Below are 15239 nucleotides of genomic sequence, written 5' to 3' on the forward strand. Positions count from 1 at the left end.
AATCGCAAACAATAACTCTTAAAACAGGGCCTCACATCGTCGCGCTATCTTCACAAATTTACGATTAACTATTATCACTACATAACCTTGAAGCATTACCGACGTAAAAATACTTATCTTATCGTCAGTTATCCCATACAACAAACTACGTAACCTTTTATCGTAAATTACTTTTCGTGCTTTACCAATACTATTAACTTAACAGCGAACTACCATTTAACCGCTGTTGAAAGCTAATTTACGGATTTTGAAAACGCTGTCAATACTGTTTTTAATAACATGTTTTTATTTACAGCAGGAATATAAACCCTCTATGGAATGGCTTCTGAGAACTTTCTTGTTTATTCATCAAGCAAGAACATCACTGACGTATTTCCTGATGACTTGTTTCACGGTGGAAAGACTTACCGTGCCTGAACGGGCAGCAATAAAATAACAGGCTGCCGTTTACCCGTTCCAATCGGGCATTTAAATTTCATAACTGCTTGTTTTGTAGGTGCTGTTTTTTCGTCTCTTTTTGACGCCGACAACGCTCAGAGCACTTACGCACGTCCTCCCAGCATTTTTCCCACTTCTTCCGCCAGCTAAACGGGAGTCCGCATACTGTACAAATTTTTGTCGGAAGTTCGCTTTTTTTTCAAAGTGACTCTCCAGCGTCAAGTTTTGCCAGCAGCATTTGGCCGCGCTGCCAGAGTGCCTGCCGCTTAGATTCAGACAAACGATCGAGGTTTTTGTATGTCATGCCCATGCGGTGATTGCCGCGCAGTAGTTCGCCGTGTCGCATGATGAAATGCCAGTAGAGCGCATTGAAGGGGCAGGCATTATCCGCAGTGCTCTCACTGACTTTGTACACGCAACTGCGGCAGTAGTCAGACATACGATTTATATACTGACCGCTCGCGCAGTAGGGTTTAGAACCCAGATAGCCCCCATCGGCGTGCATTACCATGCCGAGTGTGTTGGGTAGCTCAACCCAGTCGAACGCATCCATATAAATGGCAAGATACCATTCGCATATCTCAGCCGGTGCAATGCCAGCGAGCAGCGCAAAATTGCCCGTCACCATCAGCCGTTGTATGTGGTGGGCATAGGCGTGTTCAAGACTCTGACCAATGGCTTGCTGCATGCAGTTCATTTGCGTTTTACCGGTCCAATAGAACTCAGGCAGTGACCTGGTGTTACCAAAGACGTTGCCACCTGCATAGTCAGGCATCTTCAACCAGTAAACGCCGCGAACATATTCACGCCATCCTATAAGCTGGCGAATAAATCCCTCGGCCGCATTGAGCTTAATTCTGCCAGATAAATAGGCGGATCCCACATCACTGCATAACTGCCGCACATCCAGTAGACCGATATTGAGAGCGGCACTGATACGGGCGTGGAATAGAAAGGGTTCATCACAGGCCATCGCATCCTGATAATCTCCAAATCCGGCCAGACCATAATCAAGAAAATAATCCCACAGCGCCTGTGCATCAGCGTGCGTCACCGGATAATCAAAAACGTCGATTGAACCGTAATGGTTTGCAAAATGTTCACGTACCAGTCGAAGCACTTCCTGAGTGATGGCATCTGCACTAAATCGTGCCGGATAGGGCGCGGCCACGCCTTTGGGGAGAGCCTTCCGGTTGTCTGCATCAAAATTCCAATTGCCGCCTATCGGACTGCCATCGATATTCATCAACAGCCCGCTTTTGCGGCGCATCTCCCGATAGAAAAACTCCATGCGCAACTGTTTTTTATCTTTAGCCCAGGATGAGAACTCATCACGCGTGCACAAAAAACGTGTGTCGGGATGCCACTGTATTGACAAGCCGCAATTTTTAAGCGACTGCTCAAGACGCCAGTCACCGCATTCTGTCAGGTGCAGTTCCTCAGGCTGTAACAGCGACTGCCAGCGCATCAATTCACTCGGTACAGACCCGGTATTGAGCGGGTCATCGAAGCTAACGTAATGCACACCAATACCCTGCTGCTGCAACGCGCTGGCAAAGTGGCGCATTGCACTGAAAATGAGAACTATTTTTTGCGGATGGTGGGGGACATGGCGTGCTTCCTCCCTGACTTCGACCAGAAGAACGGCATCTCGTTGGGCATCCAGTTCCGTCAAAGAAGCGAGGTCAAATGATAGCTGATCGCCCAGAACCAGGCATAACCGGCGGATCTTATTCATTAGATTGAACCTTGCAGTAAAGGCAACGGGCTCTCTGAGCGTGATAACATTCTTTCTTCATGGGGGGAATTCTCAGGGGACATAATCAGTATGTCAGAAGATCTCTAAAAGTGAATGGTTCGGTTAGTCAGGATGCTTAAAGAAGGTTGACGATTAATCGCCTGGATTATTGAGTAATGACTCCCTTAATAAGTCTGCGTCTCGTGCTGGTGGATGGCCAAATAAGCGTTTGTACTCCCTTGAAAATTGTGGGCTATCTCGTAACCACCAGAGAATCCAGCCATTTACCTCGCACAACGCGTCGATACGAAGGCGGGTACTGTAATTGTCCCTGAGGGCCCTGCAGGATGAAACAGTTCATCGAACGATACGGGCAGGGCGCTTTGTCTGTAGAGACATGTCCAATGCAGAGGTCTGCAAGGGATCCGTGTGATAGTCAAACCCTATGGTCCATGTCGTAGAGCAATATCAAGATGTGCTGCAAGAGAGTCATTCATGGCACGATTATAGCGATGACCCAGCACTGCGTAAGACGACTGATACAATCAGGCAATAAACTGAGCTTATCAGGCGTAGGTTACCCGCCGGTCATTATCTATTATGAGCAGGTCGAGAAAGCACCAACAGGTGCACCTAACAACCTGAAAGAGACAACTCATGACTCACCCTATCGCACTTATCACCGGCGCCAGCCGTGGCCTCGGCCGCAACATGGCACTTCACCTCGCCAGACGCGGCGTCCACATCATCGGTACCTATCGCAGCGGCGCAGCAGAAGCCCAGACGCTGAAACAGGAGATCGAAGCACAAGGCGGCAAGGCCGTCATGTTACCGCTCGACATCACCGATAGCGCCAGTTATCAGGCTTTTTCAGACGCCGTGACGGAAACGCTGAAAACCGATTTTGCCCGTGAGCGCTTCAACTTCCTCGTCAATAATGCAGGCAACGGCCTCTTTGCAAACTTCGTTGATGCAACCGAAGAACAGTTTATTTCACTGGTAACCACCCATCTTCAGGGCCCGATGTTTCTGACTCAGAAGCTGTTGCCGCTGGTTGAAAACGGCGGACGTATCCTGAATGTATCGTCCGGTTTTGTACGTTTTACGTTGCCTGGGTACAGCATTTATGCGGCGGTGAAGGCTGCCGTTGAAGTTCTGACCCGCTACATGGCCGTAGAGCTGGGTTCACGTCAGATCCGTGTCAATGCCATTGCCCCGGGTGCCATCGCAACTGATTTTGGTGGTGGCGCGGTGCGCGATAATAATGATGTGAACGCCTGGGTGGCGCAGGGGATTGCTCTGGGCCGTGTCGGTCTGCCGGACGATGTAGGTGGTGCAGTAGCCGCCATCCTGTCCGATGATATGGCCTGGGCTAACGGCACGACCTTTGACATTTCGGGCGGGCAGTTGCTGTAGTAACCGCACGTTATTCCATCACTTCGCCACCTTATTAGGGGATTTATATGCTTAACGCTCAGTTGACGCTTATCAGCCATCCGTTGTGCCCGTTCGTTCAGCGGGCGGCGATTGTGCTGCTGGAAAAAAACGTCTCCTTTGAAAGGATCGACGTCGATCTCGCAGCTAAGCCTGACTGGTTTCTGGCGCTTTCGCCTATGGGTAAGGTGCCATTGCTCAAGGTGGAATTAGCGGGCCATTCTGACGCGATTCTGTTCGAGAGCGCAGCTATTTGCGAATATCTCAACGAAACGCAGGCAGGAGCCAGCCTTTATTCCAGTGATGCACTTTCCCGTGCACAGCAACGTGCCTGGGTAGAGTTTGGCGTGGCGGCTCTCTCCGATGCCTGGCAGTTCCTGAATGCTAAGGAGCTCGCCGTTGCTAACGATAAGAAAGCTGCCTTTCGCGATAAGTTGCAGCGACTTGAGAGCACTCTTGAGCAAGGTCCCTATTTTTCAGGCTCCGCGTTCAGTATGGTCGATGCGATGTTTGCCCCGGTCTTTCGCTACTTTGACTTGCTAAGCCCCGACGTTTCGCAGCCGATTTTCGACAATCTTCCCCGTGTATCGGCGTGGCGGGCTTCACTGGCACACAGGCCAAGCGTCATTGCTGCCGTGCGAGACGATTACGTCGACAGATTTAAGCAGCACCTTGTTAAGCAGCAGGCAATACTCTCAGACTCAATGTGTAAGACAACCTGAGTTTACAGAGCATCGGCATTTAAATTTAGCTAAGCCTTTAAAGGACATCGATATGGCAACGCCGATTAATACCGTAAATGCATTTTTCAACGCTTATCCTAAAGCAAAAGGTAAAATTGCCATACAGCGGTGGTTCACACCCTACAGCGTCTGGGTCAATGAAGGCGTCGCCACTACTACCGGCATTGATGAAGCGTTCGCGCTGATTGATAAACTCGAAGAGGCATTTGGCATCACGACGGTACGTATTGAAATGCTTTCGATTGCCGCTGACGGTAATAAAGTGCTCACTGAACGGCTTGACAGGTTCGAACGTGCTGATGGCAGCGAGATTGGCGCAGCAAAAGTGATGGGGATACTTGAAGTCGAGGGCGATAAAATCATTGCCTGGAGAGATTACTTTGATACCAGCTTCATGCAGAAAACGGCTGAATAGCGGATTAATAATCATGAAACGGCAGTAAGCGTCATGCTGGAAAGTAAAATAGGGTAGTCAGACTGACGCTGTGGTTGTGTTGTTTCCCCTCCACAGCGGTTGATATATTAACAATGTTGCGAGTCAATTTCAGTTACCCCAGTACAAGCCTTTAGGCGCGCTGGAAAAGCCAATCGCCTTCAACGCTGGGGTCAGTTTGCTCATACGTACCGGCACACCGTTGACCAACTCGAGTGTGAACCGATTACGCTTGTCGCGCGAAAGTGCAGTGGATAGCGCTGCCAGTGCTGCGGCAATAGCTTCCGTTTGTGCTGCATCATCCGGGTCAATATAGGTGAACAATTGGCGGCCGCCTTGCGGCAGATAAAACACGAGATGACCGCCATCAATGACTACGATGGCTCCTGTTCTTCGGGCCGGCCGCATCAGGGATGCATGAGAGGGCCAGGGCAGAATAGTCCCGAAAGGATTACCGGGATCCACGGCACTGAGAGCGACTGGAGTGGGTACCGAAATCGTTTCTTCGGCCAGTTCGCGCAGGCGGTCCACTGTTGCGCGCTCGGCGAACTGGGCAGCCCCAAGTCCGAGCACAAAGCGACCACGGATCACGCGTCCGGTGTCTTCCATGCCTCTGAACACGGGTTGCAATGCCGAAAAGCCGCCGGGGACGTTTTCATAGACGGTGACATTGCGCGTTACCACAGCGTAACGATCCAGCAGACCTTCGGTCCAGGCGATAGCCTTCACTGTATCGGGAAGGGGGTCTGTGCGTATCATCGACCACCGGCCCGCCAGGGTTGTCGCATTGAGTGCCGTGAATTCAGGATGCAACGTTTCGGAAACCGCGGCCGACGAGAGTCCGCGCAGACCCCGCCTTCTGCGCGAGGACAATGCACGAGGCCGGGGTTGTTGCGCTACCTGTGCAAGCGCACGTAACGGTGTCAATGTGTCATTCGTGATACAACCCGCCCAGACGAGATCCCACAGGGCTGTGTGTAAATTATCAATCAATATGTCGGGGGATCCGTGTCGTTCGGAATATTCCTGGGACTGCGTGATCTGCACCTGCGCAGCCAACTGACGCACAAAATATGCGCCCCCGCCGGAGAGCAATTCTAGGATCGCCGACTGCAGAGGTGACATGTCTAGCGTACCAGCCGTGTGTGCTGTCATGGACAGAGTTTCGGGGGCAAACTCCTGGAGGTGGAAAGCCACCAGACCGTCGTCGTTACCCAGTCTGCCGTGGCCCGACCATAATACCGTACCGCTGGAGAGTAGTGCGTCGAGCATGTCAGGCGCGTAGTCGCGTACGCGTACGGGCAGGATCTGTTGTTCCCAGACCGACACTGGCAACGGTATCCCCGCCAGTTGCTCGATGACGTGCAGTACGCCTTCCTGGCCTTCCAGCGCACCGCGCGCCAGATTCCAGCCCTTCACAACGACACTTTGTGATGAATCGGCAACAAGCCCTTGCCGTTCGAGCAGAAGGCGGGCGTAGGCATGGCGGGGTACCGGCTGGGTAGCCTTGCGGGCGGCCTGTAATGACCGGACACGTAAACGCCGGAACACCTCGTCGCCCACCCATTCGTTCTGTGCGAGCGTTCCGGTATCACCGCTGACCAGAGGGGGGGATTTCATGCCGCGCCTGACCCCGAAGCGACCGGAGAGAAGCTTGCCCTGTTCGGCAATCTGCCGCAGTACGGCCTCGGCCACCGATGCACCCAGGCCGAAGGCCGAGGCCGCGTCACCCGTGGTAAATGGCCCGCGGGTGCGGGCGAATCGTGCGATCAGACTGCGCAGCGGATCGGCTGTGGATTCCAGAAATGCCGCCGGTAGCCCGATAGGAAGAGGCACACCCAGCGCATCGCGCAGTCGTCCGGCGTCCTCGATACTGGCCCAGTGCTCCCGTGCGCCGATCATGACACGGATGACACGTTTCTCGGACTCGAGACTGCTGAGGAAAGTGGCCGCTTCGTCGCCCTCACTGTCCAGCCGCGCGGCAACGTCCTGCGTGCAAAGTGGCCCAATTTCGCGCAGCAGATCGGCCACTCCCTCCTTGCCCTTTGCTCTGTAGCCAGTCGCCAGCCTCTGCAGCTCCTGATCAAGCTGAGCCATCACCAGAGGATCGAGCAGTTCACTCAGTTTGACCCGTCCAAGAAGCTCCCCCAGCAAGGTACTGTCGAGGGCAAGCATCGAGGCACGTCGTTCGGCCATCGGCACGTCCGTCTCGTACATGAACTGTGCCACATAGCCGAACAGCAGGTCAGTTGCAAAAGGGGAGGGTACCTCAGTGGTGACTTCAACCAGCCGCACCGAACCTGTGCTCAGTCGCCGCATGAGTTCATCTAGCGCATCGAGGTCATACACGTCCTGCAGGCACTCGCGTGCGGTTTCGATCAGTATCGGGAACTCTGGATAATCCCGGGCGCTTTCCAGTAACTGACTGGCACGAAGCCGCTGCTGCCAAAGTGGAGAGCGACGTCCGGGCGTTCTCCGCGCAAGCAGCAGCGCACGCGCGGCGCACTCACGAAACCGTGCGGCAAACAGTGCTGAGCCCCCGACTGCCACGGCAACGGTGCGGCGCAGCTTGTCAGGATCGAAGAGGAACAGTTCCGCGTCGGGAACCCGGCCAGTATCCGGGAGGCGCGCCACGATACCATCGTCACTGGACACGACGGCCGGATCGATTTTCCAGCGCTCCCGGATACGCTGGGCAATGGCCAGCGCCCAGGGCTCATGAACCCGACGCCCATAGGGCGAATGCAGGATCAGACGGCAGTCACCCAGCTCGTCACGGCATCGCTCGATGATTAGCGTGCGATCGGTGGGCAGTACGCCCGTGGCGGCTCGCTGTTCTGACAGGAGAGCCAGCATGTTGCCGATGGCGTTCCCGTCCAGGCCGATGGCCTCCAGGCGCGTCCGGGTATCGAGTTCGGAAAATGGGGTGTTAGTGGCCCCGGAGATGTCTGGTTCGAGCTGGCCGAGGAAAGCACCGATGGCTGCCCCCAGCTCAGCAGGACGGCCGATACCGTCTCCGCGCCAGAATGGCAGGCGGGCGGAACGGCCCGGAGCTGGGATGACGACCACTTGGTCGCGGGTGATTTCCTGAATGCGCCAGGAGGTCGCCCCTAGAGTGATGACATCGTTGATGCGCGACTCGTAGACCATTTCTTCGTCGAGTTCGCCCACGCGGCGTGAGCCAGCACGTTCTTCACCTTCGGGCAGAACGACGCTGAACATGCCGCGGTCGGGAATAGTGCCCCCGCTGGTGACCGCCAACTGCTGTGCGCCCGGACGTGCCGACAGTTGGCCGGTTTCCCTGTCCCAGACCAGCCGGGGCCGAAACCCAGAAAAATCGTCAGAGGGATAGCGACCTGCCAGCATATCCAGCGTGGCATCGAACGCTGTGCGAGGCAGTGTGCGATAGGGCGCGGCGCGGCACACGGTGGCATACCAGGCGTCGATATCAAGCGGCTCCATCGCGACGGCGGCGACCGTCTGCTGTGCAAGCACATCCAGTGGATTGCGAGGTGGGGCGATAGCTTCAATACGTCCGTTCAACATCGCATCGACGATAACAGCGGAGTCGATGACGTCGCGTCGTGAACGAGGATATACGAGCCCGGTAGAAATGCCGCCAACCTGATGCCCGGCACGCCCAACACGTTGCAGTGCGCTGGCGACAGACGGGGGGGCTGATACCTGAATCACCAGGTCGACCAGGCCCATGTCAATGCCCAACTCCAGGCTTGAGGTAGCGACCACGCAGCGTAACTCACCGGATTTGAGGGCTTGCTCGATCTCAGCGCGATGCTCTTTGGACACCGATCCGTGGTGAGACCGGGCGATGGTAGCGGTAGCGGCAGCGGAACGCGCCTGGGTGCTGCCCGCTATCGATTCGTACTGTGTGGAAGGGAAACTGTCCGCAGTGGATGCAGTCTGCCCGGCACCTGCCAGTCTTGCTGCATACGCCTCATTGAGGCGCGCGGTGAGCCGCTCTGCCACGCCGCGGGAATTGGCGAAAACGATAGTGGAGCGGCGTGAAAGCACCTGATCCAGAATACTGGCCTCCACGTGCGGCCAGACAGACCCAGGTCGGCCATTGCCAGCGTCTTCGCCGGGTTCAGATTCCGGGATGTTCGACATGTCTTCCACCGGTACTACGATGCGCTCGTCAAGGTGACGACTTGCTGGCGGAGCCACGATAGTGACAGGACGTTCGCCTCCCAGGAACTCAGCCACCCGTTCCACAGGGCGTACGGTGGCGGATAACCCGATGCGCTGCGCAGGCGTTTCAAGCAGCGCGTCCAGCCGTTCCAGGCTCAGTGCCAGATGCGATCCGCGTTTGGTACCCGCCACGGCATGGATCTCGTCGATAATGATGGTACTGACGTCGCGCAGCGCGTCTCTTGCCCGGGAGGTCAGCATCAGGAACAGTGACTCCGGCGTCGTGATGAGAATGTCGGGAGGCCTGCGTACGAGACGGGCTCGTTCGGCTGTCGTCGTGTCACCGGTACGCAGGCCTACCGTTAGCACCACTTCGGCATCGCCCCGTTGCTGACGCGCCTGCATGATCCCCTGAAGTGGCAAAGACAGATTGCGCTGGACATCCGCCCCCAGAGCCTTAACAGGCGAGATGTAGAGGATCCGTGTTTTCGTTGCAGGTCGCCGAGCATTTTCAGGAGCCGGGGTGAACGTCTCAGTCTGCTCAATGAATAGCCGATCGATGGCATGCATAAACGCGGCAAGCGTCTTGCCTGAGCCGGTGGGGGCGATGACCAGCGAGTGGTGCCCTCCACCGATTGCCGTCCACGCAGCATCCTGTACTGCTGTGGGCGTACCGAACGTGGAGACAAACCAGTCTCGGGTGGCTGCTGTGAACTGTCCGCCCGACAGAAATTCGTTTGATTGGGAGTTTGTCGTCACGAGATAATCAGCCCTTAGCCGTTTTGAGAGCGGCGCTCCATGCCTGCTGTGCCCATACCGTCAGTGTTTCATTATCTTCAAGCACATCTACAGGTACTTCCCAGTACGATTTTAGCGCATGGTCGTTGCCATCGGCGACATAGCCCAACGCATGTGAGCCTGCCGCCACGTAGTCGGCCCGGCTTGCATCGTCCACCTTGAAATACAGAGATCCCTTCCAGACCATCGCGAATACGAGCCCGTCACGATAGAGTGCGACAGCGCCAAACAGGGGCCGTGTTGTGATGGGAGCCCAACCTGAGAGCTCCCCGGCGTAGTGCGCGGCCAGTGCTTTGCCTTGTCCGGTGAGTTTGGTCATTAGTTACTCCTGTTAAATTGAAAATGGCCTTCGACGACACTTAGCAGGACCCGGCCACAGGGTGACGTATCCGGCTTGTCGGGCGGCTTTACACCGGAGGCTTTAAACGTTGAGGCACTGCTTTGAGCGCCAGTCGGTAGGACTGTTTGATCAGGTCTTCTACCAGTTCCCGGGTCACTCCTTTGCCACCTTCAACGGACACCCAGTGGTGCTTATCGAGATATCTCCCGGGCGTTACGTTTTCATACTGCTCACACAGGGTACCAATCTGGCCCGGTTCTGCCTTAACCGTGATGATCGGTTCACCAGGATCATCGGTGACGATGAGAAAGACTTTGTTGACGACCTTGTAGACGTCAAGTTTTTCGACAAACGGGCGGCTATGAGTGACGCCAGGCAGTTCAGTCGCCAGACGACGCGCCAGAGGCTGCAACTGGCGTCTGGATACGCTTTTATGTGCTGGCTGTCCGACATTGCGTATGCGTTTTTGCGGCAGGCTCGCCTTGACCAGCAGGTAAGACTCCTTGATCTCCCGATGCAACAACGCTTTCGTGATGGACTTGCCCGCAACGATTGACAGCCAGTGCCGTTTGCTCATGCGATGACCCGGTGAGATTTCCTCAAATTGCCCGCGCAGGATCGCAGCCCTAATGGGATCGGCCTTGACGATAATGGTGGCCTTTCCGTCCACCTCGCTGATCAGCATGAACACTTTGCCATGCAACTTGTAGGTCGCCCATCCGCTCCCCAGAGAGTGGTCAGCCGTGATGCCCGTAAGCGAACGTGCATAGTCATCGGCGACGTGAACCAGGTTCTGTGTATCCATGGGAACTCCTGACAATATCTGCGCGACTCAGCGAACTCGGGAATGGATGTATGTACCAGATATTCTGGACCGCTTTTTCCGCTTCGGGGAAGCGGGTAATGAAGAATGGCCAGTTATGTATCATCCCGTCCCCGCTAGCCTGCGATACCGGTACAAGGCTGCTCTTTCGTGCCCATATATCCGTGGACAGAGACCGCAGTAACGTTCTCAGTAATTGCTATTATGGGCCATAAATGGCATGGTTTGTACAGTTTAATGGCTTTTTAATTGCAAATATCGGACATTTGGTGGGGCGATAGTGAAAGAGGTAGTCGATGAGTGCGATGGTGCGACCTACAGTTGAACGGCTGACGTATAGCCCAGTCAGCCCCTATCCTTATGATCTTGAGGTGTTCCGTTTGTCGGACCTCAAGCTACGCTCGACGGTACAGGCCATGCGTAGGACGTACTGCTACGAGTTCTACATGTTGATCTGCGTGACCGAAGGGCAATGTACGCACTTTGTCGATTTCGAGCCGGTGGAATGCAGCGCGGGGACATTGCTCACGTTGCTACCCGGTCAGGCCCACAACTTCGGAAGCGAGGAGGGCTGGGATGGATGGATGGTGCTGCTGCGTCCAGAGTTTCTGCTGTCGGCAGGGGCTGAAATAGCCCCTGTTCTGGATCGCTTGCCTGGAAGCATTTGCCTTGATCCGGCGGAGCTTAGACGAGCCACGCAGGATATTCAGTACATCCACGACGATGCCAGTTTGGGGTTATCAAAGCGACCTGAAGAGCAATCTGGAATTGAGGCGGCGGATGTTTCGGCAAGTTGCCTGAGTGTTGAGGTGCATGCGTTGCTGCGTTACCGTTTCTACGCGCTTCTGACCTGGCTGGCTTTCCTGCACGGGCAGCGCCAGGAACCTGCATCTCAGCAGTCGGCCATGCTGCTACGATTCCGGCAGTTTCAGAAACTGGTAGACGAGCGTTTCTCGCAATGGAGCCAGGTCGGTGACTATGCAAGCTACCTTGGTTGTACTGAGAAGAGCCTGACGCGCGCAACACTGACAGTTCAGGGGATCAGCGCCAAAGCCTATCTCTCAAAAAGGATTGTGCTGGAGGCCAAACGGCTACTCACGCATACCGATTTGTCCATCGGTGCGCTGTCCGGGCGTCTAGGGTTCGGTGAGGTCGACAGATTCTGCAAGTTCTTCAAACGGGAAACCAATTTTACGCCGAAGGATTTCCGCAAACGAGAGGCTATCTCTTGACCTCATGAGGATCAGCCTACGTCACAGCAAAATATATGCGAAATGCTCGCTGGAACTTGATGCGCGTTTCTATCCGGCTGTAAGCGAGGTTTGCTTTCCTTTGCCAATATTTTTTTCGAATACAAAAGGATAAATGTATGTCAAATGCACTGCCTGTTTACGAGCAAAACTACGGTAATGAAGAACGTAACCTCGCGGACCATCTTATCGGTCTGGAAATATCAGCACTGGATAAGTGGTTCAAGGGGGATACATCTGGTTATGAATCGCTCTGGTCAGAACGCAGCTTTACTTACTTTGATGCGGTAGTGACCGAAAGGGTCGATGACTATGAAACGATTAAAGAGTTTCTGAAATCCATTGACGGCAAGCTGTTTGCTGACAGTTATGATTTCTGCCATCCACGGGTGCAGGCCGTAAACGATATGGCCGTGCTGACCTATCAGCTGTACGCGAAAACCAACCGAATTGATATGGAATACAACGTCATCGAGGTTTTTCAGAAGGAAGACGACCACTGGCGTGTGATCCACTCTACTTGGTCATTTATTCGTCCAATGGATAAAAAATTTCCTAAAATTGATGCTGTTATCTGACTAGGTGGTTCGCTCAGAGTAGGGGCGAGCGACAAAGAGGCAAGGTTCCGGCCCAGAATATTTATAAACCGATGGTAGTGTCTATGCAGGTAAGGTATAGACCGTGAGAATCAGAAACTTTGAATGGTTTTGCGGATGATTTTAAGTTGCGGATTTTTGAGTCGTTAAGGGGCATTTGGGGGTCACTCCGTCATCGAACCAACTTGACCCCAAATCTGACCACCAAATTCTCCCGATGCGGAGTGAAAATGGAATGCGTATCGGGAACGCTGTGAACATGAATTTATTGAACAAAGTGCTAAAAAGCAAAAATCCCGCTTAAGTTTCCTTAAGCAGGATTTCTAAATTTGGCTCCTCTGACTGGACTCGAACTTCATCTGTAACTCCTGTTATTGTTGGATTTGTGTAAATACTGTGATTTTTTACCAGCATTTTTACCATCATTATTTAATCTGTAACCATAAAATGTCAATTAAAAACAATTGGTTGTTGTCATTGCATTTTGTTTGTTGATGCTTGTGAAAGGTTTGATGCTCAACATCATATTGTCAGTGTTATTATGATTTTTATGTTTGTGAAACAAATCATTATTGAATGACAACTCAATTTTTAACATTTTTTCTTGATTGGGTCTGATACAGGTTGAGGCCGGATTCACTATGCGTGAAAATCTGCATCCGCATGATCAGTGCCAGTAAAATCTGATACACCTACATGTTATTCGACAGACTGCTTTGAGTGAGAAGCGGACCTTTGCGTAGTATCCGCTCTACAAGAAAATGAATATGTTAACTTAAAGTGGGAGCTTATTGCTTATAGGAAAGCAGCTATAGAAATCATTCAGAAGGATTATCATCTTTTAATTTTTCAATAAGGCTTTTTACCTGCCTTATTTTTTCTCTAAATCCCTTGTTTTGAATATAATCTTCAAGTTGATGGAATCTGTAGAAGCTATGTGTTTTCAACGCTGAATCATTTCTCATTTTCATCAGCATTAAGGCATCTAGGTAATCTATAAGTTTTTCGTCTTCTATATAGTAACGGCGGTAGCTCAATATATCGAAAATCTCATCCTCGCCATGACTGTCTACTATAATCCTACTAAATAGTGAGAAGTTTTTGTTGAAATTAATCATGGAGTTAAAGTCAAAATCATTATTTAAAATTATTTTTTGTGCACAATAGTCGACAAATTTATTGATGTCATGTTCGAAGTTTACCTTGTTTTTCTGCTTTTCAGTCTCTTCCGTGATTATGTCGATTTCAATTTCTGATAATGATTTCAGATTTTTTTTATCTTTTTGTTTTTCATATGCTGATTGGATGCGTTCATCTGTAATCCCCAACCCTCCTAAAATTACATTACGCTCTTTATAATGTCTTCTATCTGGAGTGAAAACATACTCATTTGCCTTTTCGATTCGTTGATAATGGTATTCATAAACAGGCTTACCCTCATAACTATCACTTAACAATATGTAATACTGAAATGTTGAAAATAGTTCAATATAACACCATAAAAAAGAAGGGTATTTTTTTGAGGTAAATAGAATTAAATTATGAGAAGGATAATTAGCTAACTTTGCTTTATCCTTTTCAATGATCTTATCAATTATACTCAAAGGAGCATATTGAACTAAAAATATTTTTTCATCAATATATCCGTGATTATCCTCTGAGATCTTTAACGCCAAATGTAAAGTTTCTCTCGATATTCCGTGCGTGCAGGCAAATCCAATGGCAATTTTAGCAATTCCCCTTTTGAAGGCAATGTTATTCATAGGAAACTGATATTCCACATTGCAATCAATATCGTCACACATAATTATTTCAGGAGAAAAACCCAATTCCATACTCTGAATTTCTTTTTGGACTATTGATTTGTGGTTCTCGAAATTTTTTTTGGGGGAATAGATAATGGCTTTTTTATAATCCTCAGTAAACCTGTGAAAGGGTTTGACGGGGGAGACTTTAAAATTCTTCCAAAAAACCGGAGTATCTTTAAGGTTCATACCATAAGCATCCTTTTCGCTTACTATCTTACCGGATATGGAAGGGTTTTTTTTTGTCTTTCTATCTGTTTTTATGTCAAGCCGTGTTGCTATTCCTTCAAATATAGCATTAAAAGGATTGTCTATTTTTCGGCTGAGATCACCACCACATTTTTTACAAAGAATGCCCTTGCTGACTAAATTTCCACCTATAGCCTGCTGTATAACATGCTCTCCATGATCCACTATAGAATTTTCATTAAAATTATTTCCGCAAAGATAACATACGTCCATCATTTATCCTTAAAGCAAATTAAAAATTTTTAGTGTGAGTAATTATATATGATGATGAGCTCTTGGAATATATTATTTATCAGTTTATTGACAATTTAATTATGAACCACACCCCGCTTATTTATGCATTCATCAAATGACATGACTTGCATAACAAACTCTTTGACAGTAGCACGTAGACGACTACCTATGCTTGATTTGCTTCCGTCGGTTAAAAGTAACTCATGTTA

Annotated in this window: 10 protein-coding genes and 1 pseudogene; 5 read left to right on the plus strand and 6 right to left on the minus strand. The window is 51.3% G+C overall.

What is annotated here, in order from left to right; translation table 11 throughout:
• Positions 1–475 precede the first annotated feature (475 nt).
• Together GZ59_RS23995 and GZ59_RS07800 are read right to left on the minus strand one after the other, a co-directional pair.
• A pseudogene (locus GZ59_RS23995) lies at positions 476–625 on the minus strand (DUF2256 domain-containing protein); the annotation flags it as partial.
• Between the two features lie 12 nt (positions 626–637).
• On the minus strand, positions 638–2176 hold the full coding sequence (locus tag GZ59_RS07800) for a cryptochrome/photolyase family protein (protein WP_039291065.1): 1539 nt from the start codon (positions 2174–2176) through the stop codon (positions 638–640).
• A gap of 657 nt (positions 2177–2833) precedes the next feature.
• Between GZ59_RS07800 and GZ59_RS07805 the strand changes: the two genes are divergently transcribed.
• From GZ59_RS07805 to GZ59_RS07815, 3 genes are read left to right on the plus strand one after another with little or no spacing between them, the layout of a single operon-like run.
• The gene (locus tag GZ59_RS07805) at positions 2834–3592 is read left to right on the plus strand and encodes an SDR family NAD(P)-dependent oxidoreductase (RefSeq protein ID WP_039291067.1); all 759 of its coding nucleotides are present in this window, start codon (positions 2834–2836) and stop codon (positions 3590–3592) included.
• 47 nt (positions 3593–3639) lie between these two features.
• The gene (locus GZ59_RS07810; RefSeq protein WP_039291069.1) at positions 3640–4332 is read left to right on the plus strand and encodes a glutathione S-transferase family protein; all 693 of its coding nucleotides are present in this window, start codon (positions 3640–3642) and stop codon (positions 4330–4332) included.
• Between the two features lie 52 nt (positions 4333–4384).
• Positions 4385–4768, plus strand: coding sequence for a limonene-1,2-epoxide hydrolase family protein (locus GZ59_RS07815; RefSeq protein WP_039291071.1), 384 nt, complete (start codon positions 4385–4387; stop codon positions 4766–4768).
• Between the two features lie 129 nt (positions 4769–4897).
• Here GZ59_RS07815 and GZ59_RS07820 read toward each other — a convergent pair whose 3' ends face one another.
• The 3 genes from GZ59_RS07820 to GZ59_RS07830 form a co-directional block, all read right to left on the minus strand.
• The gene (locus GZ59_RS07820) at positions 4898–9694 is read right to left on the minus strand and encodes an ATP-dependent helicase (RefSeq protein ID WP_051623293.1); all 4797 of its coding nucleotides are present in this window, start codon (positions 9692–9694) and stop codon (positions 4898–4900) included.
• Between the two features lie 7 nt (positions 9695–9701).
• Entirely contained in the window at positions 9702–10052 is a 351-nt protein-coding gene (locus GZ59_RS07825; RefSeq protein ID WP_048018372.1) for a TfoX/Sxy family protein, read from the minus strand.
• Between the two features lie 88 nt (positions 10053–10140).
• Complete coding sequence (locus tag GZ59_RS07830; RefSeq protein WP_039291072.1) at positions 10141–10878, minus strand: MmcQ/YjbR family DNA-binding protein; 738 nt, start codon at positions 10876–10878, stop codon at positions 10141–10143.
• 314 nt (positions 10879–11192) lie between these two features.
• Here GZ59_RS07830 and GZ59_RS07835 point away from each other — a divergent pair, with 314 nt between their 5' ends.
• Together GZ59_RS07835 and GZ59_RS07840 are read left to right on the plus strand one after the other, a co-directional pair.
• Complete coding sequence (locus GZ59_RS07835) at positions 11193–12128, plus strand: AraC family transcriptional regulator (RefSeq protein WP_051122286.1); 936 nt, start codon at positions 11193–11195, stop codon at positions 12126–12128.
• 137 nt (positions 12129–12265) lie between these two features.
• Entirely contained in the window at positions 12266–12724 is a 459-nt protein-coding gene (locus GZ59_RS07840; protein WP_039291074.1) for a nuclear transport factor 2 family protein, read from the plus strand.
• Positions 12725–13560: 836 nt separating this feature from the next.
• Here GZ59_RS07840 and GZ59_RS07845 read toward each other — a convergent pair.
• On the minus strand, positions 13561–15012 hold the full coding sequence (locus GZ59_RS07845) for an HNH endonuclease (protein ID WP_080718611.1): 1452 nt from the start codon (positions 15010–15012) through the stop codon (positions 13561–13563).
• Between the last annotated feature and the right edge of the window lie 227 nt (positions 15013–15239).

Source organism: Pectobacterium atrosepticum (assembly GCF_000740965.1).
Taxonomy (GTDB): Bacteria; Pseudomonadota; Gammaproteobacteria; order Enterobacterales; family Enterobacteriaceae; genus Pectobacterium; species Pectobacterium atrosepticum.